Raw genomic sequence first — 20,274 nt, 5'->3', positions numbered from 1 at the left:
AAAGTCAGCGGTCGGAGTGCACATTTTCGTGACGGAGCGAGGAACGAGCGCAGTCACGAAAATGGGTGCTACGGCCGCACTCAAACAAAAGCGCCACACCCTGCCCAAGGGCCGACCAACCCCGACGCCCCGACGAACCGTCCGCCCAGCTCAACCGTTCGTCGCCCACAGCCAAAGGGCACCGGGCGACGTGGCAGGCCGCCAGCGCCGGTCGCGGCGCCTCAATACCGCTGTCGACAGGCGTGGCACAGCGCCCGCGGCCGCCTCACGTACGCCGTACTCAGGCCAGTCCGGGTCGGCCTCAACGGGGGGCTTTCGGCGGGCGCAGCAGGCCTCCAGGGGTGCTTCGGCCGCGCTCAAACGAAAGCGCCCACGCCCTACCAAGGGCCGACCAACCCCGACGCCCCGACGAACCGTTCCGCGCAGCTCAACGGTTCGTCGGCACACGGCCGGAGGCCGCCGGGGGCGGGCGGCAGGCTTCAGGGGCGGCTGGCGACAGGCGTGGCACAGCGCCCGCGGCCGCCTCACGTACGCCGTGCTCAGGCCAGTCCGGGGCCGGCCTCAGCCGGGGGCTATTGGCGCGCGCGGCAAGCCGCCGGGGCTACTACGCCCGCACAACAAGAGCGCCACGCCCCCGACCAGGGGGCTACGCGCGGGCCAGGTCCGCATCGGCACGTACGCCGTGGTGGGGCGAAGCCGGGGCTTGGCCTTAGCGGGGCATTCGGCGGGCGTGGCAGGCGGCCAGGTGGTCGTCTACGAGGCCGCACGCCTGCATCATCGCGTAGGCCGTGGTGGGGCCCACGAACTTGAAGCCCTTCTTGCGCAGATCCTTGGCCAACGCCTCCGACTCCGGCGTCACCGCGGGGACGTCCGCGACCGTGCGCGGGGCCTTGCGGCGCGGCTTGGGGTTCGGCGCGTGCGACCAGATCAGCTTGTCCAGCCCGCCGGGCAGGTCCTGTGCCGTCTTGGCGTTGGCGATGCACGCGAGGATCTTCGCGCGGTTGCGGATGATGCCGGTGTCGGCGAGCAGCCGTTCCACGTCCGCGTCGTCGTACTCCGCGACCTTGGCGATCGCGAACCCGTCGAACGCCGCCCGGAACCCCTCCCGGCGGCGCAGGATCGTGATCCACGACAGGCCCGACTGGAACGCCTCCAGGCACAGCCGCTCGAAGAGCGCGTCGTCGCCGTGTACCGGTACGCCCCACTCGGTGTCGTGGTACTCGACGTAGTCGTCCGTGCTGATCCCCCAGGGGCAGCGGGCGAGCCCGTCCGGACCCACCACCACTCCGCCCTCGGTCACGCCTTGTCCTTCCCGCCCTCGCGGCGGTCGGCGCCGCCGACCTCCTCGTCGTGCCCGCCCCGCTCCCCCGCGTCCCCGTGGGCCGAGACCGCATCCGCCTGGGCCGCGTCCCCGCGTTCCCCGTCCGCGTCCCCGGCGGCCTCACGGGCGCGTTCCGCGTCGTCCGGGGACGCCTGCTTGGTCAGCGTGGGCGTGCCGGTACGCGCCCCCGCCGGGCCGACCGTCGTGGGCGCCGCGCCCGGCATCGCCGAGGACCCCTGCGCCGGGGCCGCCACACCCGGCGGCAGCACGCCCGCGAGCCGGTACTCCAGGTCCATGATCCGCGCGTCGCGCGCCGACAGCTCCGCGCTCAGCCGGTCCAGGGTGTAGTCGACCTCGCTCATCCGGTAGCCGCGCAGGACGACGGGGAAGCGCACGCGGTCGATGTCCTCGACGGTCAGCGGGCGGTCCGGCGTCCACGACAGGTCGGGCCGGTCCTGGTGGGCGTCCGCCAGCGAGCCCCCCGCACCCAGCACCACGGCGGCGACCACGAAGACCACTCCGGTCACGACGACCAGCTGGATCCAGAACACGGAAACTCTCTCCCCTTGTCGGCACCGCGCCCACGGCCCCCTGTCGGCCGCGCACGGGACGATCGTGCCACGATCTGACGTGGTGATGTCCGCCCGCAGGCACGAATGCCCGAACTGCCCGCGGGACCAATGGCGGTAATCGCACGAACTGGAGGCGCCGGTGGCGACGCTGAAGCTGGGGGCACGCGAGTTCGGCGACGACGAACACGTGATCATGGCCATCGTCAACCGCACCCCCGACTCGTTCTTCGACAAGGGCGCGACCTTCGACGACCGTCCGGCTCTGGACGCCGTCGAGCGCGCCGTCGCGGAGGGTGCGGCGATCGTGGACATCGGCGGGGTCAAGGCGGGCCCGGGCGCGGAGGTGGACGCCGCCGAGGAGATGCGGCGCACGGTCTCGTTCGTCGCCGAGGTGCGCCGCCGCCACCCGGACGTCGTGATCAGTGTCGACACCTGGCGGCACGAGGTCGGCGAGGCCGTCTGCGAGGCCGGCGCCGACCTGCTGAACGACGCGTGGGGCGGGGTGGACCCCAAGCTCGCGGAGGTCGCCGCTCGGCACGGAGTCGGCATCGTGTGCACGCACGCGGGGCGGGCCAAGCCGCGTACGCGTCCGCACCGCATCGGCTACGACGACGTCATGGCCGACATCCTGGACGTGACGGTCGGGCTCGCCGAACGCGCGCTGGAGCTCGGCGTACGCCGCGACGCGATCATCATCGACCCGGGCCACGACTTCGGGAAGAACACCCGGCACTCGCTGGAGGCCACCCGTCGCCTCGGCGAAATGGCGGAGACCGGCTGGCCGGTGCTGGTCTCGCTGTCCAACAAGGACTTCGTGGGCGAGACCCTGGACGCGCCCGTCAACCAGCGGCTGCTGGGCACCCTCGCGACCACGGCCGTCTCCGCGTGGCTCGGCGCGCGCGTCTACCGCGTGCACCAGGTGCACGAGACCCGGCAGATCCTCGACATGGTCGCCACGATCAAAGGCCAGCGCGAGCCGGCTGTCGCCCGGCGCGCACTGGCCTGATCCGCTTGCCCCGCGCGGCGTGATCCGCTTGCGCCGTACGGGCTGATGCGCGTGACGCGGGCGGGTGCTGACGAGATATCAGCACCCGCCCGCGATCATGCGCGCTGGTGTCAGGAGCGGGAGATCTCACACACGAAGAGCTCCCAGGGTCCGAAAGGACCTCAGATCTCCGGCCGGGACATCCGGCCCTCGAAGAGACCTCAGATGTCGCGGTGGTACCGCCAAGGGCCCTTGATCGCGTACATGATGCCCGGGGTCTGTACGTTCGCGAACAGGATACGGCCGTCGAGCGAGAAGGTCGGGCCGGTGAACTCGCTGAACTCCGGGGCCTCGGGCGAACCGTTGTTGAGGTCGTTGCGGGCGATCGGGTACGAGCGGTTGCCGCTCGTCGCCCCGATCAGGTGCTGCACGCCGTTGCCGTCCTCGGCCAGGATGACGCCGCCGTACGGCGACACGCTGATGTTGTCCGGGCCGTCGAACGCGCCGTCCACCGACGGGTTCGCGTTGACGCCGAAGCGCAGCTTGAGGATCAGGCGGCGGCGGCTCGGGTCGTAGAACCACACCTGGCCGTCGTGCGCGACGCCCGGGCTCTCGTTGCGCGCAAAACTGGTCACGATGTACGCGCCGCCGTCACCCCACCACGCGCCTTCGATCTTGCGGCCGCGCGTGACGTCGGAGTTGGTGAACTGCTTGCGGATCGGCGTGGTCCGCGCGTCGCGGTCCGGCACCGTGATCCACTTGACCTCGTAGGTCGTGCCGATCTCGACGGCACGCGAGAGGTCGTCGACGAACCGGCCCGACGCGTCGAAGGCCTTCATCGCGGCGAGCGTCCCCGCGGTGTCGGACAGGCCCTTGAGGTGCCCGCGGCCGCCGCGGTAGTACTTCGGCGGCTCCCAGCGGTAGAGCAGTCCGTTCGGGCCGCTCGCGTCCTCGGTGAGGTATATGTGGCCGCGCCACGGGTCGACCGCGGCGGCCTCGTGCGCGAAGCGGCCCAGGGCCTTGATCGGCTTGGGGTCGCGGTTGGCGCGGCTGTCGTACGGGTCGACCTCGAACACGTAGCCGTGGTCCTTGGTCGCACCGCCCTGGCCGGCCAGCAGCTCGGTCTCCTCGCAGGTGAGCCAGGTGTCCCACGGGGTCTTGCCGCCCGCGCAGTTGACCGCGGTGCCGGCGACGCCGACGTACTCGCGGGTGCGGCGGCCGTTGCGGTCGGTCTCGACGACGGTGCAGCCGCCGGCGAGCGCGGGGTCGTACGTGTAGCGCGGCAGCGCCGGGACCGGCAGCTCGGTGCCGGCCATCGCGCCCAGCTCGTGGTTGACCACGAGCACGGTGCCCCCGCCGTGCCGGTGGTAGGCGGCGGTGCCGTCGTGGTTGCTCGGCGTGTACTGGCCCGACTCCAGCTTGGTGACACCGGCGTGGGTGACGATCTGGTACGAGAACCCGGCCGGCAGGGCGAGCTTGCCCGCGGGGTCCGCGACGAGCGGTCCGTAGCCGAACTCCGGGCGCTGCGGGCCGCCGTGCCGGCCACCGTCCCCGTTCGCGGACGCGGCGGACGCGCCGGGGGCGAGCAGCATCTCGGTGCTGCCGACAAATGCGATACCGGCTCCGGCCACGGCGGAGCGGCCCAGGAAGCCTCTACGGGACAGCGACATCGGTTCTCCTGCTCAGAGGGGACGGATGCGCGTGACGGCCACGCGCACCTCCGGCACCGGCCGATCGCACCGGGCGGACACACAGTCCCGCGTGGCGGTGTCCGCCGGGTGAACGCGGCCGGTCGGACGGATGCCGCTCAGAAGACCGTTCGTCCGCCTCTGGCAGGGGTTGTGACGAGTGTTCAGGAGCGCGGGCCACGCTTGAGCCCACGGCAGGCCTCATGCTCGGGCCCATCGCCCGGGCCCACGGCGGGCGCGTCTCCGGCCTATCGCCCGGCCCGCCGCTCCGCCTCCTCCTTGTCGTGCCGGGACGCCGCCTCGGCCTCGTCCAACAGCATCTCGGCGTCGACGATGATGCGGACGGCCTCCTCGATGTCGTCGGTGACGTGGATGAGGTCGAGGTCCTTCGGCGAGGCCTTGCCGCCGGCCACCACGCTGTCGCGCAGCCAGTCGAGCAGGCCCGACCAGTAGCCGCGGCCGATGAGGACAAGCGGGAAGTGCGTCACCTTGCGCGTCTGCACGAGGGTCAGCGCCTCGAACAGCTCGTCGAGGGTGCCGATGCCGCCCGGCAGCACGACGAAGCCCTGCGCGTACTTGACGAACATCGTCTTGCGGACGAAGAAGTAGCGGAAGATAAGCTCGATGTCGCAGTACGGGTTGAGGCCTTGCTCGAACGGAAGCTCGATGCCGAGCCCGACGGACGTGCCGCCCGCCTCCTGGGCGCCCTTGTTGGCCGACTCCATGGCGCCCGGGCCGCCGCCGGTGATCACCGCGTAGCCGGCCTCGACAAGCGCCTTGCCGACCTGCTCGCCGAGTGCGTACTCGGGGCTTGTCGGCGGCGTACGCGCCGACCCGAACACCGCGACGGCCTTGCCCAGTTCGGCGAGCGCACCGAACCCCTCGACGAACTCGGACTGGATCCGCAGCACGCGCCAGGCCTCCGCGCCCAAATGCCGCACCGCCGCTGGGTGCGTTGCGGCGACCTCGGCAGGGGTGGCGAACTCGGGTGGTTCTGCGGGAGTGAAGCGCGTATCCATGCCGTCCACACTGGCATGCGCGACGATCAGATGTACGGATTTACCCAACCGGCACGATCAGATCATCCGATCGACGCCAAACCGTCCCCGCGCAGGTCACGCCGTCAGGCCGTCAGGCCGTCAGGCCGTCAGGCCGTCACGCCGTCACGCCGTCACGCCGTCACGCCGTCACGCCGTCAACCAGGCGAGCATGCGGCGCTCGGCCTCGCCAATAGCGGCGATCTCGACGTACTCGCCGCGCGTGTGCGCGAGGGCGGGGTCGCCGGGCCCGTAGTTGACCGCCGGAACACCCAGCGCGGAGAAGCGCGCGACGTCGGTCCACGCCACCTTGGCGCGGGGTTCACCGCCCACCGCCGCGACGAACGCCGCGGCCGAGGCACGGTCGAGTCCGGGCAGCGCGCCGGGGGCGGAGTCGGTCACCTCGATCGTCTCGCCGCGCTCGACCGCGGGTGCGAAGACCTCGCGCAGATGCGCCTCGGCCTGCTCCTCCGAGCGGTCGGGCGCGAAGCGGAAGTTGATCAGGACCGAGCACGCGTCCGGGATGACGTTTCCGGCCACCCCGCCCTCGATGCCCACCGCGTTCAGGCCCTCGCGGTACTCCAGGCCGTCGATCATCGCGATCCGCGGCCGGTACGCCTCCAGCGCGGCAAGGATCGGCGCCGCCTTGTGGATCGCGTTGTCGCCGAGCCACGACCGCGCGGAGTGTGCGCGGCGCCCGGCGGTCGTGACGCGGATCCGCATCGTGCCCTGGCAGCCGCCCTCGACGACGCCGCCGGTCGGCTCCATCAGCACCGCGAAGTCGCCCGCCAGCCACTCCGGCCGGCTGCGGGCCAGGCGCCCGAGGCCGTTGCGGGCGGCCTCGACCTCCTCGTTGTCGTAGAAGACGTACGTGATGTCCCGGTTCGGCGCGGGCAGGTGCGCGGCCAGCCGCAGCTGCACCGCGCAGCCGGCCTTCATGTCGGACGTGCCGCACCCGTACAGCAGCGGTCCCTCGACGCGCGACGGCAGGTTGTCCGCGATCGGCACGGTGTCCAAGTGCCCCGCGAGCACGACGCGCTCCGCCCGCCCGAGGTTCGTCCGGGCCACGACCGCGTCGCCGTCACGGTCGACCGTGAGGTGCGGGAGGCCGCGCAGCACCTGCTCCACGACATCGGCCAGGACCTTCTCCGCACCGCTCACCGACGGGATGTCGACGAGTTGCGCGGTCACATCGGCGGCGTCACGGGACAAGTCCAGAGCAGCAGGCATACCGGCCACCATAGTCTTCTGGCTGTGGGCCAGAGAAAACGCAGTTCGGAGCGCTCGGAGCAGTCGGGCATAGTCGGCTGGGCAGTCGCCTTGCTCGTCGTCCTCGGCTTGTTCGCCGGAGTCGCCGTCGTCGTCATGAAGATGCTGCCGGACGGCGGCCCGGAGCACGACGAGTGCACGGTGACCGCATCGGACGGCACCGCGGACTTCGACCCCGCGCAGGCCGCGAACGCCGCGACCATCGCCGCGGTCGCGCAGGCGCGCGGCCTGCCGGAGCGCGCGGTGACGATCGCCCTGGCGACGTCCATGCAGGAGTCGAAGCTGTTCAACATCGACTACGGCGACGCCGACTCGCTGGGGCTGTTCCAGCAGCGCCCGTCGCAGGGCTGGGGTACGCCCGAGCAGGTCCAGGACCCGGTGTACGCGGCCGGCAAGTTCTACGACGGGCTGGTCAAGGTCCGCGGCTACGAGACGATGCCGCTGACCGAGGCCGCGCAGGAGGTGCAGCGCAGCGCGTTCCCCGAGGCGTACGCGAAGCACGAACCGGAAGCCGCGGTGCTCGCCGCCGCCCTGACCGGCCGGGCCCCGGGCGCGCTGAGCTGCCGCCTCAAGGGCGACCCCGCGCCGGCGACCGCGGCACCGATCCGCAGCGCGCTGGCCGAGGAGTTCACCCCGGTGCTGCCCGCGCAGTCGATCACCGAGACCGCATCCGGCACGCTCTCGGTGCGTCCGGGGGCCGACCCGGGCCGCGGCTGGGCGATCGCGTCCTGGACCGTCGCGCACGCCTCCGAACTGCGGGTCCGCGAGATCGCGTTCGACGGCAAGGTCTGGACGCGCGAGGACAGCGGCAAGGGCTGGCGGGTCGGCCAGGCGACGGGCCCCTCGGGCGGCTCTCCCCCGCCCGCCGACCCGACCATCGTGCGGATCCGCTACGCGGACTGAGCAAAAGGACGCCGACCCAGGCTCGAGATGCCGGACAGGACGCGGGCCGGGCGGTGACGCTCCCCACGCCGAACGCGCTCGCGGAGCCGGGACGCGGAGGGGGTAGGCGGGCGCAAGGACGACGCCGAGTCCAGCCCAGGTCGACCCGGGTCTGTCTGGGTCGACCTGGACCTACCCGGGTCTGTCTGGGGCCCTGGCGCGGAAGCGGCAAGCGCAAGGCGGCGGCCCCGAGTCCGGCTGTGGTCACCCTGGTTTACCTGGATCGATCTGGGTCTGCCTGGGCCCCGAGCCTGCGGGTGACCAAGGGTCTACCTGGGTCGACCTGTCGCTCGGACCCCCAGGGGTCGCCGCGGCCCACCCGGCTCCACCTGGCAGCTGATCAGGGGCTGTCTCAAGCCGTCAGGGGCGCCGCACCGGGACCGAAAGGCCCCGAGACGGCCACGCCCACCGTCGCCGCGCCCCGGTGAATCGTGGGAACCGCTGGTCAGGGCGTCGCCGGGCACGCCCGCGCGGCACGCTCCGGTACCCGTTTTCGGGACCTCGCCACCGTCACGCCGCAAATTTTCAACCACCCGAATGGAGCAGTCCCCGGAACCATTCGCGCACTCCGGCAGATATACCCGGCGTCCGGCCCGTTCGGTCCGGACGCCGCAATCTCGCCTGCCGAAAGATTGAGGAGCGCGATGTCGAGCACTCTCCCGCGCCGTGTGGTCCAGGCCGCGCTGCTGGTCGCCGCGGGTGCCGCACCCGTCGTGGGCGCGTCCACCGCTCACGCCGTCTTGCCCCTGGGCGGGCTCTCCGGAGTCTCCCAGCCCGATGTGGCGGGCCTTCCGCTCGCCGCTCTGGGCGAGGCCGAGGGGCTCACCCCCGACGCGGCCAACCTGCCCGTGGTCGGATCCCAGGGCCTGGAGGGCCTCACCGAGTCCCCCCTCACCCAGTCCACCCTCCCGCAGACCGGTCTGACCGACCGCCTGCCGGCGTCGGGCCTGCTGGAGGCGCTTCCGCACGCGGGGCTCACCGACTCCCTGCCGCAGACCGCGCTCACCGAGGGGCTGCCGCAGGGCGACCTCGGTGCGCTCACCCAGCAGGACCTCGGCTCGCTGACGCAGCCCGAGGTGTCGGTCGCGCGTCCGGACGTGGCCGACATGGCCCGGCCCGAGGTCGGCATGATCACGCAGCCGGCCGTCGGCAAGGTCAAGAACCTGGCCGACCGCGTCAACCCGGACGTCACCAAGGTCGTCGACACCGACGCGCCGATCCCGGCCGCCGCCAAGTCCATCCCCGCGGGTGCCACCGACCAGGTCGGCCAGCAGCTCGAGGACTCCATCCTGGGCCCGGCGATGATGGGCGTCGGCCCGTCCCTGCCGGTGGCCGGCTACGCCGCCGACAAGTCGATCAACGCCGGCCTGCCCGCGGCCGACGCGGCCCTGATGCACGGCACGCAGCAGCACCTGCAGACGAACTCCGCGGAGACGATGGACGGCGTGAGCACGCCGCTGCGCGAGGTTCCGTACCACCTCTGATCGACCAGCCGGTCTGCACCGACCGAGACGGATCAGCGGCGGATCGCGGGGCCGGGCGTCCGGCGCCCGGCCCCGCCCGCGGAACCCCGGGTGTGCGGGGCGGTACCGAGCACCGCCCCGCACGCCTGTCCCGCTGATGTCCCACAGACGTGGGACGGGTACGCAGGTCGCGGGTACGCAGGTCCCGTACGCAGGTCCCGCACACCCGCGTCCATCGGCACACACCCGGGTGCTCTCCAAAAGCACCCGCCCGAGCAACGCTCCCCCGGGCGGGCGGGACGCCGGTCCCGGCGCCGCCCGGGAGGGTCGACCGCCTCAGGCGGTCTTGAGCCGTTCCACGGCCGCCTCGACGCGCTCGTCCGTCGCCGTGAAGGCGATCCGCACGTGCCGGCCGCCCGCCGTCCCGTAGAAGTCCCCCGGAGCCGTCAGGACACCGCGCTCCGCGAGCCACCCGACGGTGTCCCAGCACGGTTCGTCCCGCGTCGCCCAGAGGTACAGGCTCGCCTCCGAGTGGTCGATCCGGAACCCGGCGGACTCGAAGGCGCCGCGCAGTTGCGCGCGCCGCGCGGCGTACCGCGCCTTCTGCTCGGCCACGTGCGCGTCGTCGCCGAACGCCACCCGCATGGCCTCCTGCACGGGGCCCGGCATGATCAGCCCGGCGTGCTTGCGTACGGCGAGGAGTTCGCGGACGACGGCCGGATCCCCGGTGATGAACCCGGCGCGGTACCCGGCCAGGTTCGAGCGCTTGGACAGCGAGTGGATCGCGAGCAGGCCCTCGTGCGAACCGCCGCAGACGTCCGGGTGCAGGACCGAGACGGGCTCGGCCTCCCAGCCCAGTTCGATGTAGCACTCGTCCGACACCAGCAGCGCGCCGATCGAACGCGTCCAGGCGACGATCTCGCGCAGCTCGTCGGCGCTGCGCACGGCACCGTGCGGATTGGCCGGCGAGTTGATCCAGACCAGCCGCACGCCGTCGGCGTCCGGGAACTCGCCGTCGGCGACCGGAACAGGCTCGGCACCGGCGAGGCGCGCGCCCACGTCGTACGTCGGGTACGCGAGAGCCGGGTGCGCCACCTTGTCACCCGGTCCGAGCCCCAACTGCGCGGGCAGCGATGCGACCAGTTCCTTGGTGCCGATGACCGGCAGCACCGCGGCCGGGTCGGCGCCGGCCACGCCGAGCGTGCGGCGCAGCCATCCGGCGACCGCCTCGCGCAGTGCGGACGTGCCGTACGTCAACGGGTAACCGGGCGAGTCCGAGGCGGCGGCGAGGGCGTCGCGGACCAGTTCGGGTGTCGGGTCCACCGGAGTGCCGACCGACAGGTCGACGATGCCGCCGGGGTGCGCGGCGGCGGTGGCCTTGAACGACTCCAGCCGGTCCCACGGGAACTCGGGCAGGCGTCCGGACACACGCCGCGCCGCCCACCCCCCGGCGGGGGCGGGCGGCGCGGTGCGATTGTGCGTTTCGGTCACGAGGCTCAGTCGCCCTCGCCCTGGGGCGGCAGGACGGCGATCACTTCGTGGTCCTTCTCGATCAGGCCCATCTTGGAAGCACCGCCGGGCGAACCGAGGTCGTCGAAGAACTCGACGTTCGCCTTGTAGTAGTCCTTCCACTGCTCCGGAACGTCGTCCTCGTAGAAGATCGCCTCAACGGGGCAGACGGGCTCACAGGCACCGCAGTCCACGCACTCGTCCGGGTGGATGTAGAGCGCGCGCTGTCCTTCGTAGATGCAGTCGACGGGGCACTCCTCGATGCAAGCCTTGTCCTTCACGTCGACGCAGGGCTGCGCGATGACGTACGTCACGTGGGATTCCTCCTCATGGCGGGCTACGCCTTAGGTCGTTACGGGTGCGCGGGAGCGCGGCAACGTCGATGCCCGCCTCTAGTATCGCGGTGGTCCCGGGCTATCTCCTAGCGGGCCCATATCAGCAGAGATCACAGTCTCAGGTCAGCAAGGATCGGAGTGCTGGACAGGTGAACCGGATCACACCCGAAGACGTGGGCCGCCGCGTGTCGGTTCGCCGCAGACTCAACCCCGAGGGCGCACCGGACGAGTTCGGCGACGTCGTGGGCGAGTTGGTCGCGTGGGACGGGGGAGTGCTCACCATCACCCGCAAGGACGGCAGCATCGCCCGAGTGGCCGAGCGCACGGTCACCGCGGCCAAGGTCGTGCCGCCCGTTCCGGTGCGCGGTCCGGCGGCGCTGTCCCCCGAGGTGCTGGCCGCGGCGTCCGACCGGGCGTGGCCCGCCGTCGAGTACGCGGAGCTCGGGCAGTGGCGGCTGCGTGCCGCGTCCGGCTTCACGCGCCGGGCGAACTCGGTGCTGGCGCTGGGCGGCCCCGGCGTGCCCGCCGCCGAGGCGGTGGCGCGGGTGCGGGCCTGGTACGCCGAGCGCGGCCTCCCGGTGTACTTCCAGACCGTCGTCGGCTCCGACACCGATCTGCTCCTGGCCGCGGAGGGCTGGCCGTCCGAGGCACCGACGATCGTGCGCACCGCCCGGCTCGCCGCCGTGCGCGACCGCGCGACGCCCACCGCCGCCGGGCGGTCCACGGCCGGGGACGTCGCCGTGGACGTTTCCGACGTACCGGACGCCGCCTGGATGGCCCGCTACAACCGGGCCGCGGCCTCGGGCCCGGCGGCGGAGGCCGCGTGGGCGGTGGTGGCCGGGACCGCGGGCGGCGAATCGGCGGCGGGCCCCGCGTCGGGCGGCCCGGGAACGGGGACCGTGCGGCACGCCTTCGCGGCCGTCCACGCGGCGGATCTCGGACCCGGTCCCGAAACGGACCCCGGTCCCGAAACGGACCCCGGTCCCGAAACGGACCCCGGTCCCCGATCCGCCGACGCCTCCCGGATCTCCGACATCCCGATCGCGATCGGCCGCGTGAGTGTCGACCTCGGGGGCACGAGAGGTCCAGGAGGCGCGGGGCTGCGCGTCGCGAGCTTCACCGCCATAGAGACCGATCCGGCGTACCGTCGACGCGGTCTGGCGCGGGCCGTGATGGCCGCGCTCACCGACCACGCGCTGCGGGCCGGGGCGACCACCGGGCTGCTCGGCGTGGAGGCCGGCAACCGGCCCGCGCTGCGCCTGTACGAGGACCTGGGATTCACCGAACACCACCGCTACCACTACCGCAGGGAGCCGTGAGGGTGAAGGACCCGAATGACGCGCTCGCCCGTCGGGCGCGATTCGCCGAGGTGGTACGCGACGACCCGGTCGACCTGGCCGAGGCGTGCCTGCTGATGGGTGCCGAGGTCGACCCGTCGCTCGACCCGGGCCCCGGGCTCGCCGAGCTCGACCGGCTCGCGGCGGCCGTCGCGGCGAAGCTGACGGCGCCGGCGGAGGACACCGAGCCCACCCGGGCGGCCGCGGTCCTCGCGCTCGTCCTGGGCGCCCGGGCGGGGTTCGGCGGCGCCCAGGCGGACTACGCCGATCTGCGCTCGTCGCTGCTGCACGAGGTGCTGCGCCGCCGCCGCGGCCTGCCGATCCTGCTGTCGGTGGTGTGGACGGAGGTGGGGCGGCGCGTCGGCCTGCCGGTCCACGGCATCGCGCTGCCGGGCCACTTCGTCGTCGGCATCGGCGACCCCGACGGCGACTTCGTACTCGCCGACCCGTTCCACGGCGGCCGCCTGCTGACCGTCGACGACGCGCGCAAGATCGCCGCGGGCGCGGGCGGTTCGCCGAACGACCCGCACCTGCTGGCCCCGGCGCAGCCGATCGCGGTGCTGCTGCGGATCCTCAACAACATCCGCGCGTGGGCGCAGAACCCCGCGCAGGCTCCGGAGCGGGCGTGGACGCGGTTGTGGGCGGTCGAACTGTCGCTGCTGCTGCCGCGGCACCCCGCCGCGCTGCGGCGCGAGCGAGGTTCGCTGCTCGTGCAGACCGGCGATTTCCTCGGCGGTGCCGCGGAGTTGGAGGACTTCGCCGACCTGGTGGGGGCGATCGACCGCGAACTGGCGGCGACCGTACGCCGGGAGGCGAGCGAGGCGCGCGCTCGGCTCAATTGAGCCGATCACCGGTCAATTGAGCGGGGTCAGTTGAGCCCCACACGGCCCAGGAACGCCCCCAGGAACGCGTAGGGGGCCTGCGGCACACCGCTGCACAGCGGATCCGCCGCCGTCGCCGCGTTGTCGGGACACGCCCGGTCGCGCCCCGCGGCCCACCACGACAGTCGGCCCAGGTGCTGCTGTGCCGCGAAGTCCGCGAGCAGGTGGGCGTCATCGAGGGTGAAGACCTCGCCCGGCGCGTCGTCGACGCCGATCGTCACCGTCACCGAGATCAGGCGCCATGCCTGATCCGACGTCAGGGTGGGCCAGACGCCGCGCAGTTGGCCGTGGACCAGGCGTGCGGTGTCGATCGCGTACCGGCCCATCTGGCCGGTGGGCTCCTTGACGTTGGCCTGCCCGTAGTCCATCGCCAGGACGTTGACCGTGTCGACGTGCAGGCCCCGTGCGGCGGCGTCGGCCAGCAGCGCGACCGCTTCCGCGCCGAGGCCGGTGGTCGGCAGTGCCGGGAGCGTGTAGGTGAGTTCCAGTCTGCCGCCGGCCGCCTCCAGCTGTCCGCGCAGCAGCTTCAGCGCCTCGTTGCGGCGCTCGACGATGTCCGGCCGCCCGAGCGAGCGTCCTTCGACGTCGATGTCGATGCGCTCGACGTCGTAGAGGTCCACGACCTTGCGGTACGCCACGGCCAGCGCTTCCGGGGACTCGCACGTCGCGGCCAGGTCGGACGACGCGCTGCCGCCGAAGGACACGGCAGCGACGGCGTCTAGCGTCCGCAGTTCGCCGAACCGCTGCAATATCGCCGGGTCGTCGAGGCGTGCCCCGCCTCCCCAACTCGGCTCGCAGCCGCCCGCGTCGACGACGGACGCCAGCGTCCAGTCTCCGACTCCGGTGCTGCTTATGGCCTTGTCGAGGTCGAGCGGGGCGGGGGCGGCCAGGTCGATGTAGGGGCGGACGGGGGTACGGGGCTGCGTCCCGGCGGCGGCGCCCTGCGGGGGGCCGGCCGCGGTCGGTGCGGCGCCTGTGCCGGTCGCGCCGCCCGACGGCGACGCGCCGGGTGCCGTGGCGGTCCGCGTCGGGGGCGCAGTCGTGGGGGTTGCGGCCCGGGGCGCAGGCGTGCGCGGCCCGGCGGGCGCCTCGTCTCTCGGCGCCGCGCGCATCTCGTCGGTGTTCCCCTCGGCAGCCACTCCGCGCGTGTCGCCCACCACGCAGGAACGGCCGTTGATGCTGCATTCGACGGGCTGCTGCTGCGCCGGCGCGGCCGGGTCGACGTGCCGGACCTCGAATCCGATCACGGCGGTTTCGCCGGGTCTCAGATCGTGGTTCCAGTCGCGGGCGCGCACGGTGTAGCGCGCCCCGTCGTGGTCCATGCGGCCGTTCCAGAGCGTCGAGACCTCGCTGCCGGGTGCGAGGCGGAAGCGCAGCGTCCAGCCGTGCGTGGTGCCGTCGCCGGTGTTGCGGACGACGTACTGCGCACTGAAGCCGGTCTCCCAAGTGCCGGTCCGCACATACTCGGCAGTGAGCTTGGTGTGCTTCCCGTCGTCTCCGAACGCGACCACGAACACGGCCGGAAGTGCGGCGAGGACGACCGCGGTGACGGCCCAACGTACGCGTCCGCGAAGCGCCGCGAGCGCACGCGACGTCGGAGCCGGGCGTCTTCCCGGCGCATTCGCGCGGCGCAGCACCATGGCCCTGCCTCCGAAGTGCGGCACAAATCCGAGGGGTTGGTCCCGGAGCCCCGGCCCGGCGAACGTCGCTCGGCGAGCCGCCGCCGGTGGCGCATGGACTCTACTCGGTCGATTCGCCGCTCCGGCCGCAACACCGCGCCGCCTCGGTCCGGTTCTTCGTCACACCCCGCCAAGTCGTCTCACTATTCAAGAAACGAGTCTCAACCCCTGAACACGACCCTTATGCTGCAAGGCATGACCTGGAACGCGACGCAGTATGACAACAACTTCGCCTACGTCTCGGCATACGGGCGCGGAGTCGTGCACCTCCTGGCACCGAGCGCCGGCGAGCGGGTGCTCGACCTGGGCTGCGGCACCGGGGACCTGGCGGTCGAGATCGCCGCGAGCGGTGCCCGCGTGCACGGCGTCGACGGCGACGCGGAGATGATCCGCACGGCCCTCGCGAAGCACGGCCAGGGCGACGGCGCACCGACGTTCGCGGTCGCCGACGCCCACACCTTCCGGGTCGACGAGCCGTTCGACGCGGTGTTCTCCAACGCCGCACTGCACTGGATGACGCGGCCCGACGACGTCATCGCCCGCGTGTACGCGGCACTGCGGCCCGGCGGCCGGTTCGTCGCCGAGTTCGGCGCGCACCGCAACGTCGCGGCGCTGATCGACGGGCTGCGGGCCGCCGCGGCCGAGGTGGCGCCAGGCGTACCGGTCGAACTGCCCTGGTACTTCCCGTCCACCGCCGAGTACGCGACGCGCCTGGAGGCGGCCGGCTTCGAGGTCCACACGGCCCACTGGTTCGCGCGGCCGACACCGCTCAGCCCGGGCGACACCGCCGCGGACTGGTGGCGCATGTTCGGCGCGTCGGTGCTCGCGCCGTTCCCCGAGGAGAGCCGCCCGGCGCTCCTGGCCCGCACGGACGCACTGCTGCGCGACCGCCTGGCCGACGCCGACGGCCGGTGGTTCGCCGACTACGCCCGCCTGCGGTTCACCGCCGTCCGGCCGCAACCCGAAGGCCCCGGCGTGCGTTGACCCTGACAAGCAGTGCCGCGGACGCGTTCCCACCGGAGCGCACGGGTACGGTGCGCTCATGCTGCACCTGACCGATACCCCGACCGGCCGCCCGCAGCCCGCCGCCCCACCCGGCACCAGGCGGCTGCGGGTGGCCTACTGCCCGGCGTCCCTGCGCGCCGCACTCGCCGCCGACCTGGTGCGACGCGCGGGCGAACGCCACCATCTCCTCGTCGCGGTCTTCCGGCACGCCTGCGACCGCCCCGAACTGCCGGATCCGCTGCGGTTCAACATCCATCCGCCGAACGGCGACGGGCCCGACGCGCGCGTGGACGTGCACATCACGCCCGACGGCCACCAGTGGTCCGGGGACCGGCCGGCGGATGCGTCGTCGGATGCGTCGGCGGGCGCGTCCGAGGAGCAGGCCGCCGACGGCCCGCGGATTTTGCGTACGGTCCCCGCCGACGCCGCCGCGGGCACCCCCGAGGCGGAGGCCTGGTCCGCCGCCGACCCGCTCGCGCTGCGCCTGGCGCTGCTCGCCGGCCCGTCCGACGCGCCGCCGGGTGCCGACGTGATCGCGGAGGCCGCGGTACGCCTCGCACTCCTGCGTGCGGACGTGGCCCGCTTCGCCGAATCCCCGTCGGCGGCCCTGGCCGCCGCGCCGGTGGCGGAAGTCCACGCCGCCGTCGACGACGACCTCGACACCGCCCGCGCGCTCGCGCTCACCGACGCGCTCCGCGCCGACCCGGACGTACCGCCCGGCGCGCGCTTCGAGTCGCTGATCCACCTCGACCGCACGCTCGGCCTCGATCTCGCACAGGACATCGGCCGGCTCCCCTGACGGGAAGCCGGCCGATGCCGATCGGTACTCCAGGCGGGGCGCGCTAGTCGCTCGTCCCGCCACCTGCGGGGGGTGTCGCCCCCGATGGCGGGGTGCCGCCCGCGGGCGGGGCCGCCGGGCCGCAGATGATGTTGTCCGCCGGGTCGTACTTGGTGTGGAACTGCTCCCGGCGCACCTCCTTGCCGCCCTGGATGAACACCCGCGTCACGTCGATCTTGAAGCCCTGCGACGGTGCCTGCGCGACACAGCCCGCGCTGGTGTCGTGCACGGTCTTCGGCGCCACCAGGTCGTACTTGGCCGAGCTGACCGACTTGACCTGGTCGTACTTCTTGGTGCCCAGCAGGGTCACGGTGACCGTCGAGTCGGTGTACGAGGTGTCGATGTAGATCGGCTTGCCGGAGTCGTTCTGCCACTCCAGGTCGAGCGACTTCCACGCGACGGTCGCCTCGCGGCCAGCCGGGTAGCGGTCGATCCAGAAGCTGTGCGGCCGGTGCATGATGTCCTTCAGGCCGCCGAAGAACACCGCGTTGAACATCGTCGTCGCGACCTGCGAGACGCCGCCGCCGAAGTCCGTCTGGAAGCGGCCGTTGTTGATGATGGTGCCCTTGGCGAAGCCGTTCTCCGCGGTCCGCTCGCCGACCGTGTCGTTGAGCGACCACTTGTCATTGGGCATCACGACGCTGCCGTCGATGAGGTCCGCGGCACGGTGGATGTTGGTCAGGCGGTAGGCGGCGTACGGGTATTCCGTGGTGTACGTCGAGACCACCTCCTTGATCCCCAGCGCCTCCGCCTTCGCGGTGGTGAACGCGGGTTCGACCGGCCCGAGCGTCACCGGCGCGGTGCGGCCCGTCGGCTTGGTGAGCACGCCCAGCAGCGCCTGCGCGGCGGTCTCGCCGGACACCCCCTGCCCGGGCTTGGAGGGCACGACCGCGACCTTGCCGTTCTCCACCTTGAACGTCGCGTCGACCGGCTTCTGGCCGACCGCCGAGAAGGTGTTGCCGAGCGCGTCCTGGAGGCCGGCCGTGTTGATCTTCGGGTTGAGCCGGCCGTTGGCGTCCGGCTCCATCGTGAGGTACTTCGCCAGCGTCTGCGGGTCGAGCTGGAGCTTGACCTTGCCGGCCGTCAGCGTCACCGGGCCGGACATCGCCGGCACCGCGAACTCGCGCATCGCCCGGTCCACTTCGGCCTGGGTCACCTTCGGCGTGGACAGCTTGGTGGGCAGGACGACGGGGTTGCCCTTCTCGCCGCCCTTGCCCGACAGGTAGGCGTCGCGTACGAGGGCCACCGCCGCCTGCGTGTCCAGCACCTGCACCGCCTGCGGCGCGATCGCCGCCGCCTTGCCGCCCGCGAACGACACACCGCCTTCGCGCGGCTCCTCGCCCGCCTCCGCGACCAGTTGCTCCAGCGCGGCGCCCAGCTTGGCCGGGTCCTCGATCGTGCGCGGCTTGACCTCGCGGCCGCCGCCGAACATCGCGGGCACCGACTTGAGCGGGTTCAGGGTGCGCTCGGCGGCGCGGTCGACCGTGCCGCGGGTGTCGAAGATCAGACCGGCGTTGGGCGGGTCGAGAGCCAGCTCCTTGTCGCCGACCTTGACCGCGAAGGGGCCGGAGGCGCGGTTGCCGAGGTGCGTCTCCAGGGTGCGCACCGCCTCCGACTTCGACTGGCCGCCGATGTCGATGCCGAGCACCGAGGTACCGCGCGGGACACCGCCGCCCGCGTACGCGAGGGACCCCCCGTAGATGCCGCCGAGCAGTGCGAACACCGCCGCGATCGACACGATCGCGAGGCGGCGGCGCTTGCGCTTCGCGGCGACGGCGGGGGGCACCGGCGCGCGGCGGCCGGCCTCCTGGCGGTTGGCGCGCGGGGCGGCCTGCGGATCGGCCGCGGGGTCGACGCCGAACTCGTGGTCGTCGACGTCGTCCCAGCCGCGTTCGTCGAACTCCGGGTAGCCGTCCTCGGGCCTGCCGACGGGCGCCTGCCCGCGCAGCACGACCGGAGGGATGGGCCGCGAGCCGGGGATCTTGATGCTGACGCGCGTGGTCATCGTCTGGTCGCCGGCCTCGGCTCCGGACGCGTCCTGCGTGAACCCTTCGGAGGTCGTCGGCGTCCGCAGATCGGCAGGCGGGCCGAAGGCGCCGATCAGACTGCGGCGCCCGGCACGGGTGGGCAGCCCGGAAGCGCTGCGGTCCCCCTGGTCCCCGTCGGTGTCTTCCACGCCGGGGGCACGGGATGCTCCCGGGGCGCCGGATGCTCCCGGGCTGCCGGGTGTTCCGGAAGCACCGGGTGCCCCCGGAGCACCGGGATGGCCCGCGGTACCGGAGTCGGGCCCGGCGTAGCCCGCGGAGTGCGACGGGGTCTCCGGGTAACCCGGCGCGTCCGGATACGACGAGCTGTCCGAGTAGGACGGGCCGGCCGGGTAGGTCGGCGCCTCCGGAGCCGGGTACGACGGGGATCCCGGGTACGGCGGGGTCTCCTCGCCGGACGCCGCCGGGCGCACCGGCTCGTCGTCGAACCACGCGTCGAACGCGGCCGGGTCGCGCGGCGGCAGCCGGTCCTCGCCGTACGCGGGCGAACCCCCGGACGACGGCCCGGCGGGCGACGGGAAGGGCAGCGGAGGGACGGGCGCCCCCTCGGGGGGAAGCGAACGCGGCGGAGGCTCGGTCCGCTCGGGCGGTCGTCCGAAGAAGGGGTGCGGCTCCTCGCCGGGCACGCCTGAGGGCGTGGTGGGATGGTCGTTGCTCACGACGAACGAACTCTCCGTTGCGATCTTCGACCGCCCCGGGAGGCGGCCACCGACGACCGGTTGCGTCTGACGGCTCCCGCGACCGACCGAATGATGATCGTATGCGGCGCGCCGTACCGGGACGGAACCGCGTACCTTGACGGCACACGTGGGGCCAATGGACTCGAGTACTTGGCCGCTACAGGCGGAGCAACGAATGCGGCGCGCCGGAAGTTACGTTCGCACTCCGGGCGGCCGGGACGCGTCCGACTCCGCGGCCTCGCCCCACGGCCCCGCACAACGAGCATGCGGCGGCCGGGTGCCTTACTTGCCGCCTCCGGGCAGTCGTTCACCCGAAAGAAGTAGCTGGCGGCTTGCGCCGCCCCAGGGTTGCATGGCGATCATCGCACCGACGATGGAACCGCCGAACAGATAGAGATAGGACGTGAAGCCCCCGGTGAACACCCAGTCGCCCTCGGGTCGCGGCGCCGCCGCGATGTAGAAGACGGTGACGAGCCACGCGGCCGCGGGTACGGCCGCGCCCGCCTTGGTGTCCATCAGCAGTCCGCCGGCGACGAACAGGCCCCCCGCACCGGCCAGGGCGACGATCAGCCCGCCCGGCGCGTAGGCCGCCTGGGCGAACGCACCGAGCACACCCGCCGCGCTGCCGAGTGCGAACAGGAGGACGTACGCCGCGATCCGGCCGACCTTGGAAATCACCGATGCACTG

17 protein-coding genes are annotated in these 20,274 nt (G+C 72.9%); 7 read left to right on the top strand and 10 right to left on the bottom strand.

What is annotated here, in order from left to right; translation table 11 throughout:
* Positions 1 to 709: 709 nt before the first annotated feature.
* Both AB0C36_RS30720 and AB0C36_RS30715 read right to left on the bottom strand, forming a co-directional pair.
* Complete coding sequence (locus tag AB0C36_RS30720; RefSeq protein WP_358360403.1) at positions 710 to 1,300, bottom strand: DNA-3-methyladenine glycosylase I; 591 nt, start codon at positions 1,298 to 1,300, stop codon at positions 710 to 712.
* Positions 1,297 to 1,872, bottom strand: a complete 576-nt coding sequence (locus AB0C36_RS30715) for a DivIVA domain-containing protein (RefSeq protein WP_358360402.1) — start codon at positions 1,870 to 1,872, stop codon at positions 1,297 to 1,299. Before AB0C36_RS30715 ends, AB0C36_RS30720 begins: the two co-directional genes overlap by 4 nt.
* Positions 1,873 to 2,086: 214 nt before the next feature.
* Between AB0C36_RS30715 and folP the strand changes: the two genes are divergently transcribed.
* Complete coding sequence (gene folP, locus AB0C36_RS30710) at positions 2,087 to 2,899, top strand: dihydropteroate synthase (protein ID WP_358360408.1); 813 nt, start codon at positions 2,087 to 2,089, stop codon at positions 2,897 to 2,899.
* Between the two features lie 200 nt (positions 2,900 to 3,099).
* Here the strand turns inward: folP and AB0C36_RS30705 are convergent, their stop codons facing one another.
* The 3 genes from AB0C36_RS30705 to dapE form a co-directional block, all read right to left on the bottom strand.
* Positions 3,100 to 4,548 (bottom strand): alkaline phosphatase PhoX, encoded by a 1,449-nt coding sequence (locus tag AB0C36_RS30705; RefSeq protein WP_358360400.1) that lies wholly within the window; start codon positions 4,546 to 4,548, stop codon positions 3,100 to 3,102.
* 266 nt (positions 4,549 to 4,814) lie between these two features.
* A complete protein-coding gene (locus tag AB0C36_RS30700) occupies positions 4,815 to 5,585 on the bottom strand; it encodes an LOG family protein (RefSeq protein ID WP_358360398.1) in 771 nt (256 codons plus the stop codon).
* Between the two features lie 168 nt (positions 5,586 to 5,753).
* Positions 5,754 to 6,833, bottom strand: coding sequence for a succinyl-diaminopimelate desuccinylase (dapE, locus tag AB0C36_RS30695; protein WP_358360396.1), 1,080 nt, complete (start codon positions 6,831 to 6,833; stop codon positions 5,754 to 5,756).
* 69 nt (positions 6,834 to 6,902) lie between these two features.
* On the opposite strand from dapE, the gene AB0C36_RS30690 reads away from it, so the two are divergent.
* Positions 6,903 to 7,775 carry a VldE C-terminal domain-containing protein gene (locus AB0C36_RS30690; protein ID WP_435839146.1) on the top strand — a complete coding sequence of 291 codons (873 nt, stop codon included), beginning with the start codon at positions 6,903 to 6,905 and terminating at the stop codon, positions 7,773 to 7,775.
* A gap of 683 nt (positions 7,776 to 8,458) precedes the next feature.
* Positions 8,459 to 9,298: a hypothetical protein gene (locus tag AB0C36_RS30685; protein ID WP_358360392.1), complete on the top strand. Its 840-nt coding sequence runs from the start codon at positions 8,459 to 8,461 to the stop codon at positions 9,296 to 9,298.
* Between the two features lie 315 nt (positions 9,299 to 9,613).
* On the opposite strand, the gene dapC is transcribed toward AB0C36_RS30685, so the two are convergent.
* A complete protein-coding gene (dapC, locus tag AB0C36_RS30680) occupies positions 9,614 to 10,705 on the bottom strand; it encodes a succinyldiaminopimelate transaminase (protein ID WP_358360406.1) in 1,092 nt (363 codons plus the stop codon).
* Between the two features lie 68 nt (positions 10,706 to 10,773).
* A complete protein-coding gene (fdxA, locus tag AB0C36_RS30675; RefSeq protein WP_358360389.1) occupies positions 10,774 to 11,100 on the bottom strand; it encodes a ferredoxin in 327 nt (108 codons plus the stop codon).
* Positions 11,101 to 11,270: 170 nt separating this feature from the next.
* On the opposite strand from fdxA, the gene AB0C36_RS30670 reads away from it, so the two are divergent.
* Positions 11,271 to 12,440 (top strand): GNAT family N-acetyltransferase, encoded by a 1,170-nt coding sequence (locus AB0C36_RS30670; RefSeq protein ID WP_358360386.1) that lies wholly within the window; start codon positions 11,271 to 11,273, stop codon positions 12,438 to 12,440.
* Positions 12,441 to 12,442: 2 nt separating this feature from the next.
* Complete coding sequence (locus AB0C36_RS30665) at positions 12,443 to 13,300, top strand: SirB1 family protein (RefSeq protein ID WP_358360383.1); 858 nt, start codon at positions 12,443 to 12,445, stop codon at positions 13,298 to 13,300.
* A 26-nt stretch (positions 13,301 to 13,326) separates the two neighbouring features.
* Here the strand turns inward: AB0C36_RS30665 and AB0C36_RS30660 are convergent, their stop codons facing one another.
* Positions 13,327 to 14,979 carry a cellulose binding domain-containing protein gene (locus tag AB0C36_RS30660; RefSeq protein ID WP_358360380.1) on the bottom strand — a complete coding sequence of 551 codons (1,653 nt, stop codon included), beginning with the start codon at positions 14,977 to 14,979 and terminating at the stop codon, positions 13,327 to 13,329.
* Between the two features lie 234 nt (positions 14,980 to 15,213).
* Here AB0C36_RS30660 and AB0C36_RS30655 point away from each other — a divergent pair, with 234 nt between their 5' ends.
* On the top strand, positions 15,214 to 16,002 hold the full coding sequence (locus AB0C36_RS30655; RefSeq protein WP_358360378.1) for a class I SAM-dependent methyltransferase: 789 nt from the start codon (positions 15,214 to 15,216) through the stop codon (positions 16,000 to 16,002).
* A 58-nt stretch (positions 16,003 to 16,060) separates the two neighbouring features.
* Positions 16,061 to 16,822 carry a hypothetical protein gene (locus AB0C36_RS30650; RefSeq protein ID WP_358360375.1) on the top strand — a complete coding sequence of 254 codons (762 nt, stop codon included), beginning with the start codon at positions 16,061 to 16,063 and terminating at the stop codon, positions 16,820 to 16,822.
* Positions 16,823 to 16,865: 43 nt separating this feature from the next.
* On the opposite strand, the gene AB0C36_RS30645 is transcribed toward AB0C36_RS30650, so the two are convergent.
* Positions 16,866 to 19,565 carry a VanW family protein gene (locus AB0C36_RS30645; RefSeq protein ID WP_358360373.1) on the bottom strand — a complete coding sequence of 900 codons (2,700 nt, stop codon included), beginning with the start codon at positions 19,563 to 19,565 and terminating at the stop codon, positions 16,866 to 16,868.
* 303 nt (positions 19,566 to 19,868) lie between these two features.
* Positions 19,869 to 20,264 carry a DUF6113 family protein gene (locus AB0C36_RS30640; protein ID WP_358360370.1) on the bottom strand — a complete coding sequence of 132 codons (396 nt, stop codon included), beginning with the start codon at positions 20,262 to 20,264 and terminating at the stop codon, positions 19,869 to 19,871.
* Positions 20,265 to 20,274: the final 10 nt, after the last annotated feature.

Origin of the sequence: Streptodolium elevatio, from assembly GCF_040649515.1 — a bacterium.
Lineage (GTDB): Bacteria > Actinomycetota > Actinomycetes > Streptomycetales > Streptomycetaceae > Yinghuangia > Yinghuangia elevatio.
Note: the sequence above shows the minus strand (reverse complement) of the source record. Positions and strands in the feature narration are given on the sequence as shown.

Bases quoted from the DNA above. Each gene is read 5' to 3' on its own strand.
- folP (WP_358360408.1), top strand. From the start codon at position 2,087: ATGGCCATCGTCAACCGCACCCCCGACTCGTTCTTCGACAAGGGCGCG.
- AB0C36_RS30705 (WP_358360400.1), bottom strand. From the start codon at position 4,548: ATGTCGCTGTCCCGTAGAGGCTTCCTGGGCCGCTCCGCCGTGGCCGGA.
- AB0C36_RS30700 (WP_358360398.1), bottom strand. From the start codon at position 5,585: ATGGATACGCGCTTCACTCCCGCAGAACCACCCGAGTTCGCCACCCCT.
- dapE (WP_358360396.1), bottom strand. From the start codon at position 6,833: ATGCCTGCTGCTCTGGACTTGTCCCGTGACGCCGCCGATGTGACCGCG.
- AB0C36_RS30685 (WP_358360392.1), top strand. From the start codon at position 8,459: ATGTCGAGCACTCTCCCGCGCCGTGTGGTCCAGGCCGCGCTGCTGGTC.
- AB0C36_RS30660 (WP_358360380.1), bottom strand. From the start codon at position 14,979: ATGGTGCTGCGCCGCGCGAATGCGCCGGGAAGACGCCCGGCTCCGACG.
- AB0C36_RS30655 (WP_358360378.1), top strand. From the start codon at position 15,214: ATGACCTGGAACGCGACGCAGTATGACAACAACTTCGCCTACGTCTCG.
- AB0C36_RS30650 (WP_358360375.1), top strand. From the start codon at position 16,061: ATGCTGCACCTGACCGATACCCCGACCGGCCGCCCGCAGCCCGCCGCC.